General features: G+C 41.2%; 19 protein-coding genes and 1 pseudogene. 6 read left to right on the top strand and 14 right to left on the bottom strand.

The window, feature by feature from the left end; genetic code table 11:
• Positions 1-121: 121 nt before the first annotated feature.
• Positions 122-1,321, bottom strand: a complete 1,200-nt coding sequence (locus tag AACU33_RS10210) for an AAA family ATPase (protein ID WP_096588397.1) — start codon at positions 1,319-1,321, stop codon at positions 122-124.
• A 584-nt stretch (positions 1,322-1,905) separates the two neighbouring features.
• Here AACU33_RS10210 and AACU33_RS10205 point away from each other — a divergent pair.
• Entirely contained in the window at positions 1,906-2,361 is a 456-nt protein-coding gene (locus AACU33_RS10205; RefSeq protein ID WP_096588396.1) for a response regulator, read from the top strand.
• Positions 2,362-2,551: 190 nt separating this feature from the next.
• Here AACU33_RS10205 and AACU33_RS10200 read toward each other — a convergent pair whose 3' ends face one another.
• From AACU33_RS10200 to AACU33_RS10180, 5 genes and pseudogenes are all read right to left on the bottom strand, one after another.
• Positions 2,552-3,682, bottom strand: a complete 1,131-nt coding sequence (locus tag AACU33_RS10200; RefSeq protein WP_096588395.1) for an ATP-binding response regulator — start codon at positions 3,680-3,682, stop codon at positions 2,552-2,554.
• A gap of 48 nt (positions 3,683-3,730) precedes the next feature.
• On the bottom strand, positions 3,731-5,119 hold the full coding sequence (locus tag AACU33_RS10195) for an ATP-binding response regulator (RefSeq protein ID WP_096588394.1): 1,389 nt from the start codon (positions 5,117-5,119) through the stop codon (positions 3,731-3,733).
• 184 nt (positions 5,120-5,303) lie between these two features.
• A pseudogene (locus AACU33_RS10190) lies at positions 5,304-5,733 on the bottom strand (response regulator); the annotation flags it as partial.
• A gap of 307 nt (positions 5,734-6,040) precedes the next feature.
• Positions 6,041-6,205, bottom strand: a complete 165-nt coding sequence (locus tag AACU33_RS10185) for a hypothetical protein (protein WP_339375898.1) — start codon at positions 6,203-6,205, stop codon at positions 6,041-6,043.
• 33 nt (positions 6,206-6,238) lie between these two features.
• Complete coding sequence (locus tag AACU33_RS10180) at positions 6,239-6,652, bottom strand: PAS domain-containing protein (RefSeq protein ID WP_096588392.1); 414 nt, start codon at positions 6,650-6,652, stop codon at positions 6,239-6,241.
• A 388-nt stretch (positions 6,653-7,040) separates the two neighbouring features.
• Between AACU33_RS10180 and AACU33_RS10175 the strand changes: the two genes are divergently transcribed.
• Positions 7,041-7,760 (top strand): response regulator, encoded by a 720-nt coding sequence (locus AACU33_RS10175; RefSeq protein ID WP_096588391.1) that lies wholly within the window; start codon positions 7,041-7,043, stop codon positions 7,758-7,760.
• 218 nt (positions 7,761-7,978) lie between these two features.
• On the opposite strand, the gene AACU33_RS10170 is transcribed toward AACU33_RS10175, so the two are convergent.
• Positions 7,979-9,343: a lipid-A-disaccharide synthase-related protein gene (locus AACU33_RS10170; RefSeq protein WP_096588390.1), complete on the bottom strand. Its 1,365-nt coding sequence runs from the start codon at positions 9,341-9,343 to the stop codon at positions 7,979-7,981.
• A gap of 291 nt (positions 9,344-9,634) precedes the next feature.
• Here AACU33_RS10170 and AACU33_RS10165 point away from each other — a divergent pair, with 291 nt between their 5' ends.
• Positions 9,635-11,791: a BamA/OMP85 family outer membrane protein gene (locus AACU33_RS10165; RefSeq protein ID WP_096588389.1), complete on the top strand. Its 2,157-nt coding sequence runs from the start codon at positions 9,635-9,637 to the stop codon at positions 11,789-11,791.
• A 94-nt stretch (positions 11,792-11,885) separates the two neighbouring features.
• Here the strand turns inward: AACU33_RS10165 and AACU33_RS10160 are convergent, their stop codons facing one another.
• A complete protein-coding gene (locus AACU33_RS10160) occupies positions 11,886-14,000 on the bottom strand; it encodes a catalase (RefSeq protein WP_096595211.1) in 2,115 nt (704 codons plus the stop codon).
• Between the two features lie 550 nt (positions 14,001-14,550).
• Between AACU33_RS10160 and AACU33_RS10155 the strand changes: the two genes are divergently transcribed.
• Both AACU33_RS10155 and AACU33_RS10150 read left to right on the top strand, forming a co-directional pair.
• Positions 14,551-16,164 (top strand): serine/threonine protein kinase, encoded by a 1,614-nt coding sequence (locus AACU33_RS10155; RefSeq protein WP_096588388.1) that lies wholly within the window; start codon positions 14,551-14,553, stop codon positions 16,162-16,164.
• Between the two features lie 37 nt (positions 16,165-16,201).
• A complete protein-coding gene (locus AACU33_RS10150) occupies positions 16,202-16,351 on the top strand; it encodes a hypothetical protein (RefSeq protein WP_339375897.1) in 150 nt (49 codons plus the stop codon).
• 53 nt (positions 16,352-16,404) lie between these two features.
• Here the strand turns inward: AACU33_RS10150 and AACU33_RS10145 are convergent, their stop codons facing one another.
• The 6 genes from AACU33_RS10145 to AACU33_RS10120 all read right to left on the bottom strand — a co-directional run bounded on the left by AACU33_RS10145 (position 16,405) and on the right by AACU33_RS10120 (position 21,462).
• Entirely contained in the window at positions 16,405-17,025 is a 621-nt protein-coding gene (locus AACU33_RS10145; RefSeq protein WP_096588387.1) for a Uma2 family endonuclease, read from the bottom strand.
• A 36-nt stretch (positions 17,026-17,061) separates the two neighbouring features.
• On the bottom strand, positions 17,062-17,214 hold the full coding sequence (locus AACU33_RS10140; protein WP_096588386.1) for a tyrosine-type recombinase/integrase: 153 nt from the start codon (positions 17,212-17,214) through the stop codon (positions 17,062-17,064).
• Between the two features lie 243 nt (positions 17,215-17,457).
• Complete coding sequence (locus tag AACU33_RS10135; RefSeq protein WP_096588385.1) at positions 17,458-17,937, bottom strand: hypothetical protein; 480 nt, start codon at positions 17,935-17,937, stop codon at positions 17,458-17,460.
• Between the two features lie 343 nt (positions 17,938-18,280).
• Entirely contained in the window at positions 18,281-19,636 is a 1,356-nt protein-coding gene (locus tag AACU33_RS10130) for a GTP-binding protein (RefSeq protein WP_096595210.1), read from the bottom strand.
• Positions 19,637-19,930: 294 nt separating this feature from the next.
• Entirely contained in the window at positions 19,931-20,515 is a 585-nt protein-coding gene (locus AACU33_RS10125; protein WP_096588384.1) for a DUF2808 domain-containing protein, read from the bottom strand.
• A gap of 794 nt (positions 20,516-21,309) precedes the next feature.
• Complete coding sequence (locus tag AACU33_RS10120; RefSeq protein WP_339375896.1) at positions 21,310-21,462, bottom strand: hypothetical protein; 153 nt, start codon at positions 21,460-21,462, stop codon at positions 21,310-21,312.
• A gap of 27 nt (positions 21,463-21,489) precedes the next feature.
• On the opposite strand from AACU33_RS10120, the gene AACU33_RS10115 reads away from it, so the two are divergent.
• On the top strand, positions 21,490-21,801 hold the full coding sequence (locus tag AACU33_RS10115) for a carbon dioxide-concentrating mechanism protein CcmK (protein WP_096588383.1): 312 nt from the start codon (positions 21,490-21,492) through the stop codon (positions 21,799-21,801).
• Positions 21,802-21,831 lie beyond the last annotated feature (30 nt).

Below are 21,831 nucleotides of genomic sequence, written 5' to 3'. Positions count from 1 at the left end.
TTTGCTACTTTGTTAAGTATATTGTGAATAACTACAAAATATCTGTAATAAATTTCGGAATGATAAGCCAAATTCAGGTGAGCATTGCCCACCCTACTATAATTTTGATAAACAATTATTGTTACACAAATTTTTGAGTAAACTCATATATTAAATCTACTCTCCCCTTACGCAACATTGCTGGATCTAATCTTTCTGTAGTATTACAAGTCATCAAGACAACTAAACGCTGCTTAATTTGCAGCCCTGATTCATCAATTATGCTTTGGTATAAAGTGCCATCTAACAAACTCAGAATATGTTCTGTTTTATTGTTATATTGCGCTACTTCGTAAGCACGATTTTGGGCTAAATTATCAGCTTCATTAATAATGATGCAAATTTGTTCTAAATAAGTTGGCGGGACAAAATTAGTTATTGCATCATGATCTAAGATAAAAATTACATAGCCTAAAGGTACTAAGATTTCTTTGGCGACAGCTTGCGTCCATGCTGTTTTACCTGTACCTGGTTCTCCATGCACAACAACTGCTAACTGATGTTGATTGAGAATTGATTGTTGTACTGTATCTGTAAAGCTTTGAATATCTGCGGGAAATGTCCGAATGGGAAATTGGCTGTGAACTTTACCTACACGACTTTGATAGCCACTTAACATCACAGCTAAGTCATAGGTTGCTTTGTTAATTAAGGGTGCCATATTTTTGGACATTAACGTATATTGTCGTCGTCCGCGATCGTAGGGATCGATTTGTAACCAAATATCGTATTTAGCCCAGTAAGCATAAACCGTGTTTATAACATCAATTCGTTCCCAACTGACAAATTTTTCAACAGGAAAATAAAAATCTCGCTCTGAGTAATATTGAGTAATGATGTCGGGACGTTCTAATAGTTTTAAAACTCGCAATACAGTAATTTCCTGCAATCGATTCAGCACGTAATCAATAGGAATACTATTGCGGCTAACAAATTGCATGATTGGTGTTTCAGTAGTTAAAACTTCCTTGTAGCGATTATCTGGTGTCAAAGGTTCTGGCGTGATGTAATTCCAAAACTTTTGTAGCTCACCCCGTGTATAATCTGAAGCTACATTTAATATATTTGCCCACCAGCTGTAATCTCTTCTACCTAACGCATCAGCATAATAACTTGCGAGATTAATACTTTTTTGAGTTAACTCGTGGGTATCATGAAATAAAATTTGCCAGAAAAATCCCCAATCAAAGTCGCGTTGGAATGGTCGCCAACCGCTACTCAGTAAGTTTTGACGGTTGTTTGCAGAATTGCCTTCATTACTTCTAAAATCATCAAAAACCATATTTTTTTGCTGTAGCGGTAGTTAAATTATTTGATACTGACGTAGGATATTTTAAAAAGTTTTTTCCTAATTTAATCTAGTTATCCGTTATTTGCTATTGTAACTAAGATATTTTTATCTAATCTCTTTCCCAACGCTAGTTTTCCAGAGTAAGTATAAACGAATAAGTTGTTTTTTCAAGCTGTTCAACCCTTCTCAACTGCATAGTTATTTCTACGAGGTTGGACGAACTAAATATATCTACATATAACTTTTTGCTACGAATTAATATTTTAAAAATTTTATTCAACAGTTTATGGTTAAAGCTTGAGATTCGCTACTATTCTGATTGGTAGGGAGATTAAATAATCAATTATGTAGTACATGATATTACAAAGATCCCAGCTATGTCAAGTTGTGACAGAGCTTGGGCTAGACAAATTTCTGTATGCTTCATCCTTAACTCTAAATTAATGTATTTTTATATACATTCAAACTTGTTATCGGTCAAATCTGAAAACATTCTTAAATTTTGCCTATAATCGAGAAGGAAGTGATATTGAGTATCAATCTAAGTTTTTCAGCCTGTATCCTCTGGAGAAGAAATGTATTCAACACATTCATTCATGAGTAATGAAGAGAAGCGCAACTCTCAACAACCGTTAATTTTGGCTGTAGAAGATCATGATGATAATTTGGCGTTGATTGGTTATGCTCTAGAGTCATTTGGCTGTGGATTCATTTGTCAAACCGACAGTATTAATACTTTAGTAGTGGCTAAAGAATATCAACCAGATTTAATTATGTTGGATATTTTATTGCCCAGTCTTAATGGTATTGAGGTGGTGCGTTATTTGAAACAAGACCCACTGACTTGTAAAATTCCTGTAGTTGCTGTCACGGCTTTAGCTAGCAAACAGGATAAAGAACGCATTTTTGAGGCTGGTTTTGATGGCTATCTCAACAAACCTTATATGATTGACGAATTAGAAATAATGATTCGCCGTCTACTTTGTAGTAAGCTTGAATCTCAATCGGCTTTTGAGTTATGTAAAGAGTAAAGAGTCAGAAAACCCGCCCTTACTTAGATATATTTCGCATTCTTTCTTTAACTGGGAGCAAAAAATCGTTCAACACATTATTTATAGGAATGCAAAGCCTTGCCCTATTTTTAAGTAGGTTTTATAGAGAAATTTGTTTGATTTTCAGTAAAAAGAATTAAGCAACTATTTATTTCAAATTATCAATTGTTTATGCAGTATTTTTTGGTAATCTGACTTTGAAGATGCTGCCTTTACCTACTACAGATGTGAGTTCAATATTTCCGCCATGTGCTTCTACTATTCGGCGCGATAAATGTAGCCCCAAGCCACTACCTGAGCGTTTATTTCTACCTTGGCGAAAACGCTCAAAAATGGTTTCTTGGTCTTCAGGAGCAATGCCATATCCTGTGTCTTCAATCTCAATAATTAGATAACTTTGATTTTCTGGATTAGTTGATTGTTCACAAAAGCGAATTTCTATACCGCCTGTATCTGTAAATTTAATGGCGTTGCCAACTAAATTGTTCAAAACTCTGCGTAATTCTAGGCTATCACCCATAACTACACCAGATGTTTCACCTATTGGCTCTAACTCATGGGTGTCTACTGTGAGAGTTAAACTTTTCTCCATAGCTAAAGGAGTAAGTTCGCTGACTACTTCTTGAGCTGTTTCTATGAGATTGCAACTCTCCCAGTTCAAAGTCTTTTTACCTGCTTCAAAGCGAGAAACTTCTAAGAGAGTATTCACCATTTGCATCAAATTTTGGTTGCTGCGAATCATCACGCCGATCGCTTGTTTCATTTCTGGCGAAATTTTACAGAAGGTATCTACCATAAATAAATTGAGCATCCGATCGGCGGCTACTAGGGGAGTTCGCAAATCGTGAGTGAGGCGAGAAACAAAGTCTTCTCGTTGACGTGCCATTTTTCTTTGTTCGTCCAGACTGTGCTTTAAGCGCAACAGCGATCGCACTCTTGCTAGTAGTTCATCAGTATCAAATGGTTTGCGGATAAAGTCGTCAGCACCAGCATCTAAACCTTCAACAACGCTAGATTCATGAAAAGCAGTGATCAACAAAATTGGGATATAGCCTTTTTTGTCTGGGTTATTCCGAATGCGACGCGTGACTTCATAGCCATCTATCCCTGGCATCATTACATCTAGCAAAATTAAATCGGGTGGAGATTGTTCAACTTTTTCTAAAGCTGCTATGCCATTAGAAACTAAGTCAATCTCGTATCCCTCACTTTCTAAAATTGTTTGTACTAATATAAGATTATCTACAGTATCATCAACAACAAGAACGCGATCGCGTGGAGAATTTTCTACAACAGACATGATTTATATCAACTTAACTTTATACAATTAATTTTAATTTTATAATTTTTAATTAGGAGAACTCATTGATACTTTGTCAGATTGAGGCTCTGATGAATGATGGCTCTGGTTAGATTTGGGATGAGATGAAGGCTGGTTCTGGTGCTGCACATGAGGCGGATGGGGATTTTGCGCCGAACAAATAATATAATCACTATCAAACTTTAATACTGCATTATCAACTGCTGCATTAGATACTGTTACTTGACGTGGTAATTCAATTCTAAACATTGAACCAACACCCAATTGACTTTTGAGAATGATTTTACCACCCATCATTCTGACTAAAGAATCTACGATTGCTAAACCCAAACCTGTGCCTGGATATTTACGAGTAATACTTTGATCGACTTGGCGAAAAGCTTCAAAAATTATTTTGAAGTCACGAGGAGCTATACCGATACCAGTATCCCGCACGGTAATTGCCACTTGATTGTGGGGAATTTCATTTACCTCAACCCAAATATTACCGGATTCTGTAAACTTAATAGCGTTGGAAAGTAAGTTAACTAAAATTTGTTGTACGCGGCTTGAGTCATTAAATATCAAAGGATTTTGTAAGTCAATATCAACGAACAAAGACAGCTTTTTCGCTTCAGCTAACGAACGAACTTCCGCAACTGTAACATTAATTATTTTTGGTAAATCAAATAATTCTGGTTTTAACTCAAAACGCCCTGCTTCTAATTTAGAAAAATCTAGTACTTCATTTAATAGCATCAGCAAATGTTTACCATTATTCAGGATACGTTCTACCATATCCATTTGCTGAGTAGTAAGTTGACCAAATTTCGGACGCAGCAAAATCTGAGAAAAGCCAATAATGGCATTCATGGGAGTTCGTAGTTCATGGGATATAGTTGCCAAGAACTGCGATTTGAGCCGCGATGCCTCTAATAATCTTAAATTTTGTAGGTGAATTTGTTGCCTTTGTCTTTCTAGTTCTTGGTTCTTACGAATTAATTGCTCGTTACTTTCTTTGAGCTGTTGCTGTGCCCAATCTGCTTCCATTTCAGCGCGTTGCACCCGAATTGCATTTCGCAAAACCTGCGCCAAATTTTCTGCGGATACCCTAACTTTTGATAGATAGTCTGTGGCTCCTGCTTTCATCAATTCGACAGCAATGTGTTCATTTTCTCGATCGATCAACACTACTATCGGAACTTTAATTTCCAAAGAGCGTAACTTCTGGATCGAAGTCAAGCCATCCGCATCTGGTAAGCAATAATCTAAAAATACACAGTCATAGGTAGTATTTCTCAGGGTAGAGAGCGCATCATTGCAAACGCCTACTTCTGACAGTTCTATGGGTACACCTGCTTTAGCCAGGGCACGCCGCACTGTCATGCGGTCTCCTTCATCGTCGTCTACAACCAAAATTCTCAGCGTCTCTTCCATCGGCTTTTATTTTCGCTGTCAAATACAGGCTGATATTTAGCATTACCGTTTTCAAAATTTTAAATTGATATTTTTAAATTTGAGATTGGCTAATGCTGACTATTAATTCTTCATCGCTGTTGCTCTTGATTCCCAACCTCCAATAAAAAACAGGGTGTATATTAGATTCAGTATTGGTTGAGTAAGGCATTTTGCACTTTATCCAATACCTGTTAAGAATTGCCATCATTTCTACAAACTTGAAGAAATTGATGGGCTTGAAGATATTGCCAGCAATATTTAAATTGCAAGCTACCACTCTGTTTTGGTCTTGGCTTGAGGTCGTATTGACGACCACAGAAGTTATTCTTAAATATCTGGACGGAAGGTAATTCTGAAAGAAATTCCTTGCCGCCTATTTTCGGCTTATTTAAATTTAGTAAAACCAAGTGCCTTTCTGGAGGAACAGTGGGAGGTTGAACGCTATTGCTAAGAAGCATATTTAGCGCTTCTATTCCATTACTTGTCAAATCAACTGGGTTGGTAATTTTAACTTTCTTGAATGCCCTTTTGACATTCATCACATCAGCTGCATCGTCCTCCACTAATAGAATGTTAATTACTTTCTCCGACATTTCCTCTATGCTAATTTATGCTTTTTTATACGCGATTTGCTTATTTTACTTGTATATAGGTATTAAATACCTAGTACAGCAGAGTCAGTGTGTTCGGGTTGGGAGACATCAAAAATCTCAATCCAAAATTAACTCACCCAAGCTCTGCAATCATTAGCAATCAACAAAAATGGCGGTTGTTGACCCTCCAAAGCAAACGTAGCCGATACAGAGTAAAATAAAATACTTGCATCAAGCTTCAACAGTAATTCTAAATGACCCGATTGAACCCTGTCCTCAGTCATAGGTGTGAGTTGCACACTAAACATTATGTACCATAAGCTTGAGCAATTTTACTCATCAGATTGCTTGGCTTAGGTAATGTGGAAAGCGATCGCTCGCTTTTGAGAGTTTGACTGGTATTCACTAACAATGCCAGATCCATCCTCTGCAAAGGTCTTGAACTCAGATTGTCACCATCTCTTAACCTCATGCTTGGTTAGGAAATACTTTGCTGATAATTCTGCTATGTGGCTATTTGGCGCGCGCTGATATCTCGACCTTTGAAGATCAATAGTATGATTCGCCCACTGCGATTTTTAATCGGGCGGATTGTGAAATCGATGGTAGCTACTGTATTGCCTGTACCTAGAATATCAACTTTACTCGCCGCTAATTCTCCACTTGCAGCCGTAGCGATCGCCTCTCGGATTTTCGCCCTCGTGGCTTTGCTGATTTGCCACCAACTCGCTTCCCATAATGGCAAACCCAACACATCGTTGCCAGAAAGTCCAGCAAAATCTAATGCCGTCTGATTAATTTCAATCAGAATACCATCTGGCTCCATTAACGCCATAAGCTCAAAAGTTTGATTAAATATCGCTCGCAAGGGTCGCTCAAGTTCTTCTATAGCTACTTCCGGTTGCCAGGAATTTTCCATTTATTTTAATATTTTGTTTTCCAAAATATAGTAGACTCTAACGCATTTTAATTGCATATTATTTTGTTAAGGCTGTCAATCGATGTGGAATTTTAGATTGTCCCTAACTACCAGGCTAATCCTCATGAGTGAGCGCTCACCTATTAGAGACGAAATCATTCAGGTTAGGATAATTTTGTCTCAATATTTCATTTTTTCTTGTAAAATATCTATACATCTGTGGCTAGATTTTTGAATGTATATAGTAATAAAATTAGCAAATTTATTATTTCTCTCGGTGGATGCAGTGCAGCAGAAATATCATCTATCTTTGGTGTGGGAAAAATAAATCAAGACCTTACATAAGTTAATATTTTTCACACTGGAGTCAAAAAACGTGAGCGTTGCGATGAGTGAAATTAGCATTATTTTAATTGAAGATCACGATCTCACCCGGATGGGTCTAAGAGCTGCACTCCAGTCTCAGAGTGGCCTGAAAGTGATAGGAGAAGCAGCAAATGCCACCCAAGGTTTAAAACTTTTAGAAACCGCGAAGCCAGATGTAGCTGTGGTTGATATTGGCTTACCGGATATGGATGGCATTGAACTTACCCGCAAATTTAAACGCCAGCAAGCCGAAACCGGACAAGCAACCAAGATTCTCATCTTGACAATGGATCATACAGAGGATGCGGTACTTGCGGCTTTTGCGGCGGGGGCAGACTCTTATTACATGAAAGAAACCAGCATCAGTAGATTAACAGAGGCAATCCAAGCAACTTATACAGGTAACTCTTGGATCGATCCCGCGATCGCTAACGTGGTATTGCGGAAAATGCGGCAAGGTTTGCCAGGGGAAACTCAAACCAGCGATAAGCCTAAGACAGTGAAAATAGAAGCTTTGGCTTCAGAGTACGAACAAGTTCTAGAAACCTACCCCTTAACTCAACGTGAATTAGAGATTCTGGAATTAATTGTTGCTGGCTGTAGCAATGGCCAAATTGCCGAAAAACTCTACATCACAGTTGGTACGGTAAAAACCCACGTGCGTAATATTCTCAATAAACTCTGTGCTGATGACCGTACCCAAGCTGCGGTTCGGGCTTTACGTTCTGGGCTAGTTGGGTAAGTTAATTTGCTTTTAAATTCTCTAATTCGCAGCTCTATCAAAACGTGGGGATGTGAGGATTGAATAATTATTAGCTGAATACCATGTAAGGATTCAAGTTTAACAGCCTTGACCTACTGGTAGGAAGTAGAAGGCTGATAAGTTTTACAACTGATTTTTTCAGAGATTTTTTAATTAATCAAAAAAATCCCACTGTAACAGCAGTGGGAAAATTATATTCAACCCAATTGCGCTTGCAAACACTCAGCAATGCGTTGTGCTGCACCTGGTTTACCCATCCGCAGTAAACCGTTGTCTGCAATTAACTGCAATCTGTCAGGATTTTTAAATAAGGATTGCACTACTTTGGCCACTTGTCCTGGTTGGTCAACTAAAATTAAGGATGGGCCCAATAGACGACTTTGCGCTTCAGCAAACCCAGGATTAAATTGCGGCCCAACACCGGGAATGGCGATCGCAGGTTTTCCCAAACCAACAAATTGTTCTGTGGCTGTTCCTGCCATTGCGATCGCAAAATCTGCTAAATGCAAGCAGTCGTTATAGGCATTTTGAGTCAGCACTAAATATGCATTCTTTTGCTTAAATGTCAATACATTGGCATCGGGTAATGGCACGGGAGATTCTGAGTGAGGACGCCAGCCTTGGGTTGTGAGAGTTTGAGAGAAAATGTTACAGTCCAACCCAGGAGCGATCGCCCCTAGAAACACCACCGTACCAGAAGTGTGAAATACTGAATCTCGCTCCCGAAAACTGGCGAGTAATGCAGACACAGCAACCATAATCATTTCCCAGTTATGATAAGCCTCTGGCGCGCGGGAACCAGGAAGCAGAGTCACAATTAGAGGACGAGTGATTTCTTGCTGTTGCACATCCGCAGTAAAAAACCGTTCTGTAGGAAATGATGGTTCTAAACCATCCATCATCGGATTTCCTAAATCAAAAGCTGGTACTTGCAACTTTTTTAAGATTTCTGTCGTCAGCGAATCTCTAGGAAATACTGCACGACAACGACGGCGACTCATTAACCACCTCTCCCAGGGATGATAAATCGAACCAGAGAAGTTTTCCCACTTTGCGCCTTTATTTTTGCGTGGTAATAAACCAACTTCATCGCGTACATAATATTCTGATTTTGCTGTTCCCACAAAAGCATAATTAGCACCACTAAAAGTCGCAAATAATAGCGGTACTATATCTCCCACTGCTAAAATAGCTCGCTTATTTCCTAATTTTTTTTGATGACTAACCCAACGCCGTACAGCTTTAATTTGGCTCAAAGTAAGTTGCAATAAACCACCACGGACATCTTTTACCAATTGGCGTCCATCCATATAAATAAAACCGCCAGAAGGCATACTACGCACTGAACCAATTGTTGGTAAATCTAATTTTTGATAAGCGTGTCCTTCACCCACCAGAGGTAAAACATAAATATCTGGTGGGTTTGATTGTTGCAATAGCGCTTGTAAAATTCGGACTGCAATTATGTCCTCACCATGACCATTACTTAAAACCAGTAATTGTAAACGAGAAGCCTGAGATTGTGGGTAAGCAGCTACAGATAACGGGGATACATCACTCATATATAGCAATCCGATTGATTCGCGAACTTAAAAAAGAGTAGAAGGGAACTAAAGAAGGAGAAAACTTATGAGGTTTTTTATGAGTTAGATTTTTCCAAAAAATCTCCATTCTTCAAAACTTAAACAGAATTGCGGTGAGAAACAAAAAATCATAATTAAATGTCTTGTGTAAATAAAGAGGTAGGAACGGGGATAAAAATAGCTTAAGCAGCTGGAAGTTAGTATTATCCCCGTTGACGAACCTCGCTACAAATAATTACCAGTTAATTAGGCTATATTAGGCTAAATATTATGCGAGTTTCTTCTGCTGCAATTTTTACTTTAGCGACATTGGCGGCAAATAATGCCACTCAGCAAGCAATGGCTGCACCTACTCCTAATGCCATTCCAACTGAAAAAGCAAGTAAATTGGTAGTTCCGATAATTGAAGACTCGCCAGCACCAAAACAAGCAGTTTCAGCGCCGGAAACCTTAGTTTCGCAGCAATTTTCGCAAAATCCTGTGGTTGGGGAAACAGGTGCGAAGAATAATTCCGCAGTAGTATTAACAGGGGACAAGGGGGATAAAAAGAATTTACAAGTTGTACTTTCCCGTACCGCTGCTTCCACGCCTGTTGCTTTGGAAAAGGGGCCACAGGGGAATTCTAAAGTCACGCTCCCAAAAATTCAAGCTCAGAAGGTAACTCCATCTGCTACGCCTTCCACAACTATCGACAATAATTTAGTTGTCACAGCTACAGATGTGCAAATATTGGGAGCGAATGAAGAATTACAGCAGATAATTCGCAAGGTTATTAAAACTCAGAAAGGGGGAGATACCAGTCAAAACCAGCTACAACAAGATGTGGCTGCAATTTTGGACACTGGCTTATTTAGCAGTGCAAACGTCAATAGCCGCGTTACTCCTGCTGGGTTGAATGTAGTGTATCAGGTACAACCGGTGGTAGTGCGATCGCTCCAACTTTCGGGTGCGAAGATACTTACCTATCAAGTGGCGCAAGCACAGTTCCAATCTCAAATCGGTGCTGTCATCAAACCTTCAGCACTCCAGCAATCAGTACAACAAATTAATAAGTGGTATGCCGATAATGGCTACAACTTAGCAAGGGTACTATCAATTAAACCCAGTCGTGAAGGAATTCTCACCATCAATGTCGCGGAAGGCTTGGTAGGCGATATCAAGTTTCGCTTTATCAACGAAGACGGTCAAACTGTCGATAGTAAAGGTAATCCAGTCAAAGGGCGTACCAAACCAGATTTTATTCGCCAGCAACTCAAGCTTAAGCCTGGTCAAGTATTCCAAGAAAATATTGTCCGTCAAGATGTGCAACAGCTATATCGCACTGGCTTATTTGAAAGTGTGAATGTGGCTTTGGAAGGAGATGCTAACAAGCTAGATTTAGTCTACGAACTCAAAGAAGCTGGGGCGCGGGCTGTGAACGTAGGCGGTAGTTACAACGCCGACCAAGGTCTGATGGGGACATTAACCTATCAAGACCAGAACGTTGGCGGCGCTAACAATACTTTAGGTTTAAATGTGGGAGTTGGGTTGCGTGACTTCCAATTTGATACCAAATATACCAGTCCCTATCGGGATACTGACCCCGATCGCTTTGGATATACAATCAATGCTTTTCGCCGTCGGGAACTGTCGCTGACATTTGATGACAAAATTCCTCTACCAAATGGGGATCGAGCCAGAGAAGGTCGAATTGGCGGTGGTATTAGCTTTCAAAGACCAATAGACAACTGGGATACATCTTTAGGATTTAATTACAATCGCATCAGCATACGCGATCGCCAAGGTAATGTTAGCCCAACTGATGCCCAAGGAAATGCTTTAACTGCCAGCGGTACTGGTATTGATGACCTGACTACAGTATCTTTTACCGCTACCCAAGACCGACGCAACAATTCTATCAATCCAACTCAAGGTTCACTTCTCAGGCTAAGTACAGAACAATCGGTTCCTATTGGTAACGGAAATATTTCTATGAATCGCTTGCAGGCGAATTTTAGCCAGTATGTGCCAGTACAGTTATATAGCAGCAAACAACCACAAGTATTCGCCTTAAATGTCCAAGCTGGTACAGTGTTAGGGAATTTGCCACCCTATGAAGCCTTTAACTTAGGTGGATCTAATTCTGTGCGCGGTTACAGTACTGGGGAAGTTGGCAATGGGCGCAGTTATGTCTTAGCTTCAGCAGAATACCGCTTTCCAATAGTTTCAGCGGTAGGAGGCGTGTTGTTTGCTGACTTTGCCTCAGATTTAGGTTCTGGGAGTACGGTCTTAGGAGATCCAGCAGGCGCGCGGGGTAAACCAGGTAGCGGTTTTGGTTATGGCGCAGGAGTACGCTTTGACTCACCTATCGGTTTAATTAGGGCTGACTATGGTATTAACGACCAAGGCGAAAGCCGAGTGCATTTCGGTATTGGTCAGCGTTTTTAAACTAGTCAAACAAAGACAAAATCTCAATATCCCACTCGCTATGCCTTCGCAAGTGGGATATTGAGTAAAAGTTTACCGAATCAAATCCTGATTTCTACTTAATTGAGGCAGGGACTTTATCTTTGTGGAAACGATTCCAGTGGCGATGTTGAGCGATCGCATTGATAAACGACTTGGCAATTTCATTCGCATCGGCACTGCGAGTAGTGACAACGCCTAGATCGTCTTGCGCAAACGAGTCTAACCGTCCAACACCTTGAAGATCGCAAGCTTTGAGTAACTCCACACCTTCCCCGCTAGCGGCGATCGGTTTGCAGTGCTTAAAGGCTTCATTGATGAACTCGATCGCTTCGCCATTCATCTTCAAAGCGTCAATACTCTTTGCACCACCGGGTACATACACTGCATCAAACATTACAGAAGCACTCGTCAAAAAGGTCTGATCGACCTCAATTTCTTTACCATCTGCACTCTTAATCGTGCCCTTGAACTGCGAGACAACTTCTGCTACTACGCCAGCAGCTTTCAAGGCTTGCTTGAGTGCCATAATCTGAGCTGCTTCTACTCCGTCTGCTGCCAAAATTGCCACTTTTCGACCTTTGGCAGTTTTCGTCGTCTTCTCTTGGCTGAGTGCTTCAGAGCGTTGTCCGTGATTTTGTACTGTGATGGCGCTAGGTGCGGCAACACCAATGCCTTGGGCGACTCGTTTAGCTAATTCAGGATCTACATGGTTAAAGCGATCGACCATCCGTTCGCGCACCCCGCGATCGCCAACTTTGCCTAACTCAAAATGAGCCGCCGCTATCACGTGCTCTTTCTCGATGGGTGAAAGACTGTTCCAGAACAGTGTTGCCTGACTAAAGTGGTCTTTAAAGCTGGGGCTGCGTTCCCGGACTTTATGCCCTTCTACGCGCTCTGGATAATGCACATACCCACCTTCCGCTTCTGTACTCACCGCTGGGCGATTCTCTCCGAGGGAATTGGGGGAGTAGTTAACGCGGGTGGTTTTGATTTCCATTTGCATCCGCCCGTCTTGTTGGTTGTTGTGGAACGGACAAACCGGACGGTTAATCGGCAAATGAGCAAAATTTGGACTTCCTAAGCGATGCAGTTGGGTATCGTGGTAAGAGAACAGCCGACCTTGTAACAGCGGATCGTCGCTGAAGTCAATTCCTGGCACGACATTTGAAGGTTGAAACGCCACCTGCTCGGTTTCTGCAAAGAAATTATCTGGGTTGCGGTTCAGTACCATTTTGCCGATGGGACGGACGGGAACTAATTCTTCAGGAATGATTTTGGTTGCATCCAAAATATCAAAATCGAATTTGTGCTCGTCTGCTTCTTCAATGATTTGCACGCCCAGTTCGTATTCTGGGTAATCGCCCATCTCAATTGAATCCCACAAATCGCGGCGATGAAAGTCGGGGTCTTTACCAGCGAGTTTCTGTGCTTCGTCAAAGAGGTTGGAATGTACTCCTAAAAGCGGCTTCCAATGGTATTTCACAAAGCGGGATTTACCTTCTGCATTCACCCAACGGAAGGTATGCACGCCAAACCCCTGCATCATCCGCAAGGTTCTGGGGAGAGTGCGATCGCTCAAAATCCACATAATCATGTGCATCGATTCGGGCATCAGCGAGATGAAGTCCCAAAAGCTGGGATGGGCAGTTGAAGCTTGGGGCATCTCGTGGTCTGGTTCGGGCTTGATCGCGTGAACAATATCAGGGAATTTAATCGCGTCTTGAATAAAGAAAACCGGAATATTGTTCCCGACTAAATCGTAGTTCCCATCTTCGGTATAGAATTTCACTGAAAAGCCGCGTACATCTCGCACTGTATCGGCTGAACCCCGCGATCCACCCACCGTTGAAAACCGCACAAACACAGGCGTTTTAATCGCTGGATCTTGCAAGAATTTGGCTTTGGTGAACTCTGCCATCGATTCGTAGGGCTGGAAATAGCCGTGAGCGCCCGACCCTCGCGCATGAACCACGCGTTCTGGAATGCGTTCGCGATCGAAGTGCGTCAGCTTTTCTTGAAAGTGAAAATCTTCTTTTAACGAAGGCCCGCGCGTTCCGACTTTGAGTGTATTGTCGGTATCGTTAACTTTTACACCTTGATTGGTTGTTAGTTTCTCGTCTGCATCTTTACGATAGGGTTGCAAAGCTTCATTCTTAGTGTTTTCGTTAACGTGATTCTGCTCGCTCATAAATATCGGAATTCCTAATTGTATTTGAGATAGCTCTGGAACTAATACCAATCCAAAATAAAAGCAGCCAGATTTAACAAGACTTTGTGAGTTCGGCTCTATACTTAATGCTTGCTGAACAATGCTTGACTTCTCTTTGATTACCAAACGAACTCAGCCAGTGATTAGCCTTCACCATCCTAAAAAATCCGTTAGGAAAGTGCGTCCTCCTACTGAAGGATGACAAATATGTATAAGCTATTAATTCAACATCTACCTCTCAAGCTCAAAGTTCAGTCTTTCAATTCACCTAGGAAACCGAGCGCAATATTATTCTGTCTTTGTTAATCTAATGTGACTGCTACATCATAAAAACTCTTATCTAACTCACCAGAGCTTTAAGGTTGCTTAGGCAAATGTCAATGTATTATTAAAAAGACAAAACTGTTGCGATAATAGGGAGGTTTTTCCCACTGAGGGGGGAAGCAATTTCTTCGGAAATACCTTGAAACTCAGGACTCAGTACTTATCTGCTCACTCAGGACTCAGGACTCAGGACTCAAAAATCTTTATGTTAGCAGGTACAACTTTACAGGGTGGAAAATATACCCTAACTCAAGAAATCGGGCGTGGTGGCTTTGGCATAACGTTCAAAGCTACGCATCACTACTTAGGTCAGGAAGTAGTGATAAAAACTATTAATGAACGGCTGCGACAACATCCTGATTTTGCCAAGTTCGAGCGCCAATTCCAAGATGAGGCGAGACGATTAGCTACTTGTGTCCACCCAAATATTGTGCGGGTGAGCGACTTTTTTGTCGAAGCAGGGCTGCCTTACATGGTAATGGAATATATTCCTGGTGACACCTTAGGAGATGCATTTGTCTTACCAGGGATACCGTTACCAGAAGCAACCGCAATCCATTACATCCGCCAAATTGCAGCCGCTTTGCAGGTAGTGCATAACAACGGTTTGCTGCATCGGGATGTCAAACCAGATAATATCATCCTCCGGCAGGGGACTCAGGAAGTTGTACTGATTGATTTTGGCATCGCCAGAGAATTTAATGGCGGTGTGAGACAAACACACACGGGTATAGTTTCTGAAGGATATTCTCCAATAGAGCAGTATTTGACACAAGCACCACGTACACCCGCCACAGACGTGTATGGCTTGGCTGCTACATTATATGCACTGTTGACAGGGCAGGTGCCCATGCCAGCACTGCTGCGCGATCGCGAACAAATGCCCACTCCTCGCGAACTGCAACCCCACCTGAGTGCGGCTGTTAATCAAGCAGTGATGCGGGGGATGGCGGTAGAATCTCGCTTTCGTCCCGCAACAGTTACCGAGTGGCTAAAACTGCTACCTAGCGATGGCGTAAATGCTGCACCGCAATCTGTACCAACTCACACCGTAGCAACTATTAATCTATCGCTCCAAGAACAGGAAGATTTTTTCAAAAGACCTACCAAAAAATATATTGATACATCATCCTTTATCAAGGATGCGCGATCGCTAGCTGAAAAATTAGCTTCATCTAAAGTATTTATTGGCAGTAGTATTGCTGTTGTTGCAGCCATAGCAGGTTTTGGCATTACGAGTATGCTGCCAAAATCTCAGCCACAGCCCTCAAAACCGCTGTTTGCCCAGCCCACAACAGAACCAACCCTAGAAACGCCAGTAGTTAATACTACACCTTCAGAGACAAACAAAGAAACTCAAGCTAGTTCTGAGTCGCAAACTACACCCGTTTCAACTTCCTCACGGCGCAGGCGCAGTCGCCGCGTGTATCAAGAAGAATCTTCCAGCCGCAGCAGAAATTCCCAAGCCGAATCATCCCCAACTCAAAACCCCGCACCACCCTCACCTGCACCTAGTGCTTCCCCCTCATCATCTCTCGTAGATACATTACGGGCAATTAGGTCATCTCGTTCGCGTAGTGGTTCTCCTTCACCAGCCCCAGCAAATAACTCTCCTTCTACACCGAAAAATTCTACCCCGCCAAAATCAGACAAATCCTCAAATCCCGTAGTAATTCCCTCAGCACCAGTAGAATCTAAAAACTCGGCTCCTCCACCTGTAATAGTACCTACCCAAGAAGTAAAGCAGAATTCTAGTAGTGAGAATCCATCCCAGAAAAGCGAAAAGTTACCAGAACAAGCGACAGAAAACAATAATTAGCTATCTGAACAATATAATCTCCAATTTCGTTGCCATCTTGCTTGGGAATGGTCGCGAAGCCAGAGACGATGTTGTAAATAATACCTTGATTCAGGAAGTAGTGCGAGGTTATTTATGGGGCAATAATGTCCTCAGAGAAGCGCACGTGATTGTAGCAACACGAGAAACCAGGGAATTGGAGAAGTGAAACGGCGTAAATAAACTACTCATTCCAAAATTACGAATTACGAATAAAAAAAACTACACCACACCAGCTTGAAAAATCTCGGTTGGGGTGAGATTCAATTCGGGAAAAGTTTGGGAGACTATAACATCATTATCTCGAAACTTACTTATCTGATATTCTCCATCCACTAAGTTACAGACAGAGATTGTCGGTTGTTTGGGGTTGCCGATAAAATTGCGTCCACCTAACGCTGCATAATCTATAATCCAGTATTCGGGGATACCCATCTCTTCATAATCAGCATATTTCAAGTGGTAATCGTCCCGCCAGTTAGTTGATACAACCTCAATTACCAAAGGTATTGATGCACTTAAACTGACAATAGATTCTTTTTTCCATAATTTTTCATTTGCCAGATTTACACGATTCAGCACCAACACATCGGGAAAATAACCAGAATCTTTTTCAGGAGGTCTAACTATAGCTTGGTTGGGGATAAAGTAAGGGAGGTTTAATCGGTCTATAGAAACACTAAGTTTTATCGTCAAAAAACCCTTTACTTCTTCATGGTCTCCTACTGGTTGCGCCATTTCAATAATATTCCCATTATGCAGTTCGTAGCGTACCCCTGAGTTTTCAGGTAGCCAATCAACAAATTCCTCAAAGGTTACTAGCTTGGGTATGGCTTGAGTCATAGATGATAGAGAATTACTGCTTTGGAAATATTATCTCTAATCTAGAGGACTACGGACAGCTTTACCACCACGGTTGAGAACGTGAGTATAAATCATTGTTGTTTTGACATCCTTGTGTCCCAATAATTCCTGCACTGTGCGGATGTCGTAGCCGTTTTGTAATAAATGGGTAGCAAAACTGTGCTCCACTTATTGGTGAGGCAGTTCTTGAAGGTCATTTCTTAGTAGCAAGCGGTTGAGATGCTTTGAAGTGATTACCCACTACTCCAGCGATCGCATCTTGGCAACAAGCACTCAAGTTTGACTCACAAAATGTCATTTTATTTTAGTAAAACTCAGCTGAAAGATTTTAATTTAAGAAAATACCCCGATAACTTAGACAAGTTTAACTCGGGGTATGAGTAGGATATATTTTACTATGACTTTATTTGCCTAGAAATTTTGCGGTGGCAATGGTTTTCCTTGGCTATTAGGAACGTTAACTACCTTTAAAACTTTGGTAATTGCTATAACATCATTTTCTAAACGCCGAGCTTTGATGTTACCAGGACAACTAATATCTGGCGATTGCTGACCACCTAAACTTACGGTAGTAGTCGTACCAAAAGAAGTAGGTTTGATGCAATTAGGCTTGACTGGCAAATTGCTTAATGGTTCCGCCGCTTTCAGATCTCGGAAAAATCTTTTGGTTAATTTTTCTGATAGTTTACCTTGACCAGATCCTTTGCCATATAAATAATTCACTTCTCCTGATGGCGAGACATAAATACGATAACCAATAGTGTTGGTAGAACCACTGTTGAGGATAACTCCTACATTATTGGGTACAAGTGCCATTGTTGATTGCGAAGAACAAACAAAAAATGTTAGACCTGCTAGCCCTAGTAAGCTTTTAGAAATAAGCTGATTCATATTAGTAAACTTCCTATTTTAAAAGATTTTATGAATGTGTGAATCTAATAGTCTATTGCATAAATTATGATGAGTTATACCCTTTATCTAACATCTAGCCATAGACGAATCTCCGCATATCTGCGTTATCATCTATTGCCTATTTTTAGAGAATTGGTATTAGTAGTAAGAAATTTAGTGCTTAAAAATCCAACACTAAAGTCCTGACTATTAACTTATAATTGCTAGACTCCTGATTCAAAAGAATAACTTGAATATATGTCAATGTTATGTAGTAGGTATGTCAGAAATAAAATAATTTTGAGGGGGCGCATCTATACTATCTTGTATTTTCAAACGCGCCTTAATCGCCAATTTCTATTCCTCCTAACTCTTGGCGTAATCGATAGACTATTGTGTTTGGTTCCACTTGAGAAAGGATTTCTTGAATAACGGTGTTAGCACCTAATTGTCCCCAAGTACAGCCTTTTTCCAGATAAACTTGTGCTGCTTTACCTACAGCATAGGCTCCATAACCAGCGATTCCGGCTTGAGCGATCGCACTCCCTGCGGAGGCGGTAATATTGATCGGATTATCGCCACTAGTCAGAGCCGCAGTACTTTTACCTAAACCTAACAGAAAACTACTTCCTAATTCAGTAAGTAATAAACCACCGGAACTCAATAAAATCGTTTTTAAAATTTTTCCGGCTTCATAGTTAGTGATGGGTAAACCATACAACCGCGCTAGAGAACGAATTAATAATAAATCGGCAATAGTACCGCCCAAAATATCTAAGACAGCAATCGGATTTAAGCCGACTATCAAAGCTTTATACTTGGTATATTGCCAAATAATATCTTCAGCTTCTTGTTCGCGTAATTCCAGAGTTTTTTGCGCGATCGCCGCTTCTGCTTCCCGCGCTTGGATGAGTGCATTTAAAGCTAACAGCGATCGCCCTTCACGGTTGAGAATATTCAATATTGTCTGTTGCAGTTCCTCTACTTGGGTGGGGGGAGTCTCCCATTCATAACTCACACGACCATCAGGCCACTCAACCCGCACTTCCATTGGTGCTGGTTCCGCCGCTACCATGACAATTTCATCGGGTAATAAAGGCTGGGCTTCGGGGTGTCCGGCTCCCAATTGTTGTAAATTTTGGTATATGGCTGCTCGGTCTGTATCTGGGTAGAGGTCGATTTTGTTAAACACCAAAATTAGTGGCTTTTGCGATCGCCGCAAATCCAGTAATGCTTGATACTCTGTACGTGTGATATCACCAGATACAACAAATAAAATTAAATCAGCTTGACGCGCTACTTCTCGCGCCATTTGTGCCCTAGATTCACCCTCAATTTCATCTAATCCAGGAGTATCAATTAATTCTACTTGTACTTTACCTCCTGGTTGCCAGCGTACAGAACGAGGCCATTGCGTGACACCATTTAAAGGCCCAGTTTGGAGAATTTTCTCCCCTAGTAAGGCATTCAACACCGCCGACTTACCCCGACTCACTAACCCAAAAGCAGCAATTTTAATGACATTCGAGTCTAGCTTGTTGAGTGTGGTACTCAAAGTTTCCAATTCCGGCTTTACCAAACCCGCCAATTCTGGGTTGGATGAGAGCTGTCCTGACTTGCGAAGATATCCATACCAAGACAACGCTTGTCGGAGACTAGCACGCGCACGATTTAAATGAGTTTCTTGCAGATTACGCACTGGGTTGGCTTCAGTCAAGGTAATGTTCAATGAGTTGAAAATGTGACAAAAGAAAGCTGAGACTGAAACTAGAACAAAAATATGTATGGAGTATCAGCAATCGAAACTATTTAACCATTGTATCTCGGCTAGATGTAAGGCTAATTTGTGGCAACCTAGTACCACAAAGCGGAATTCGTAATTACGGTTTCGCAAGGGTTTCAGGTATTTCCAATGGGTGGTTTATTTACGCCGTGCTGTACTAGATGATTTTTTGACAATCCCACCCTTTCAAGGGTATCGCTGAGCTGAAGGCTAATGGTAAAAGTGTAGGCGACCGTAACCTAAAAACTGGCCGATACCATTTTCTCCGGCTGGATAAGCGGTAACGCCAAATAGATACACTCCCGCAAACTGAGGATTTTCCTTGGCTACCATCTCAACCGTTACCGTGCTACCAGGGGCGATAGGCGGAGCAAATACTATCATTTGCTTGTTAGATTTGGATACTTCAGTACCGCCAATGTTAGCCAGATGTACTGCTGGACCACCAGCGAAACTGTTACCTTTAAAAGCACGGTGTTGACTCACATCAAATGCAATTGTTTCTACATTTGGACGCTGTACTATTGAGACGGCTTCTAGAGGCTCCCCAGCATCTTGAGGAACACTAATGGTAAATTGATAGATTGCGCGTACATTAGAACTGCTAAAGTTCGTAGCAGATCGAATTAATCGAGGAGGATTATTAAAGGAAATCTGCCCATTACTTAGCCGGATTGCTAAAGCAGGCGAGACTAGCAGCAATCCAGGTAGCAAAAAACTTAAAGTCCATGTACTAGCACTGAAAAGGCAGGTATTGAGGAATGATGATTTTAAATTGATAGTTTTCCCTAACATTGTTTTAATCCCAAAGAAATATTTATATGCAAATATGAATTATTAATTTAGTCGTACAAAATCAAATTTATTGGTGGAGAGAGGGAATTGCGGCAGGGAGCAGGGGAGAAAAGAAATAACTGTTGACTATTGACTGTTGACTCTTGACAAATGCCCAATGCCCAACCCTAAGATCAGCATCCTCATCACCGTGCATAGAAAAGGGACAAGGAGAATAAGTTAGGTCGGCGTGAATATTGATCGTTGAGTTAAGGCAGAGGGCGTCAGGAAAGAGGGTTTTGAGCAAATGTAATCTTCGTTACATAATGCTGTTGCTTACGCCTTTCTACTTAATTAATTACTCTTTACTTCGCACTCAGCATTCTTTCAACCTAGAGGGCATATAGTAGAAGGATTTTCAGCCTACAAGGCATTTTAGGTTGATTTAAGTCTATCTACTGAGTTTAACGACTTATCAATTTATATTATGCAGTCATTTTGATCCCAGATTCACTAGTGTAACCTATTGTAATACTTACGCTCTTTGTCACGATGCCGAGACAGTCCGTGGCGCAAGCATTTGGAATCATGCTAATGTTCTATTACTTCAGTCTAAGTGCGACAACAGATGCGATCGCTAAAAAATCTTAGACCCTTGATTCGCCATAGCTGACTCTAACGATGACTGGAATCTGCGGCGAATGGAACGCATCGCAGAGTTGGAGAAAAGCTCTCAACTGCAAAAGATACGATCGATATTCGATATTGGTTCATTTTGATTGCAATCTCAGCAATTTTCCTTCAATAAATAAAAATTAGATAATATCATCCCAATTCTGGCAAACCAGCAGTGATGATTGTACGTAGCGTTGCAACGCGATCGCTGTTGGTATGCCCGCTAAATACCATCCAAGAAAATTGAGTAAAACTTCAAAATTGGGACTAAAGCCTCGTACAATTAATATCACTTATCCTTTACTCAGGAGAGTTAAGCCATGCCAATGGCGGTTGGCGTAATTGAAACTTTAGGTTTTCCTTCAGTGTTGGCAGCAGCAGATGCAATGGTAAAATCTGCCGCAGTCACGCTGGTGTATTATGGTCAAGCGGAAAGCGCTCGGTTATTAGTCGCAGTTAGAGGTCATGTTGCTGAAGTCAAAAGAGCAGTTGAAGCAGGAATTGCTGCTGGAGAACAAGTAAAGACTGGTACAGTCATCACGCATTATATAGTTCCCAATCCTCCGGAAAATGTGGAAACCATTCTACCTATCCACTTCACTGAAGAATCAGAACCTTTCCGTATCTTCTAAGCAAGTTCGCCATTAAAATTTGTAGCGAAG

Source organism: Calothrix sp. NIES-2098, assembly GCF_963875125.1.
GTDB lineage: Bacteria > Cyanobacteriota > Cyanobacteriia > Cyanobacteriales > Nostocaceae > Aulosira.
The sequence above is the reverse complement of the archived record's forward strand: the minus strand, read 5'-3'. Positions and strand labels throughout refer to the sequence as shown.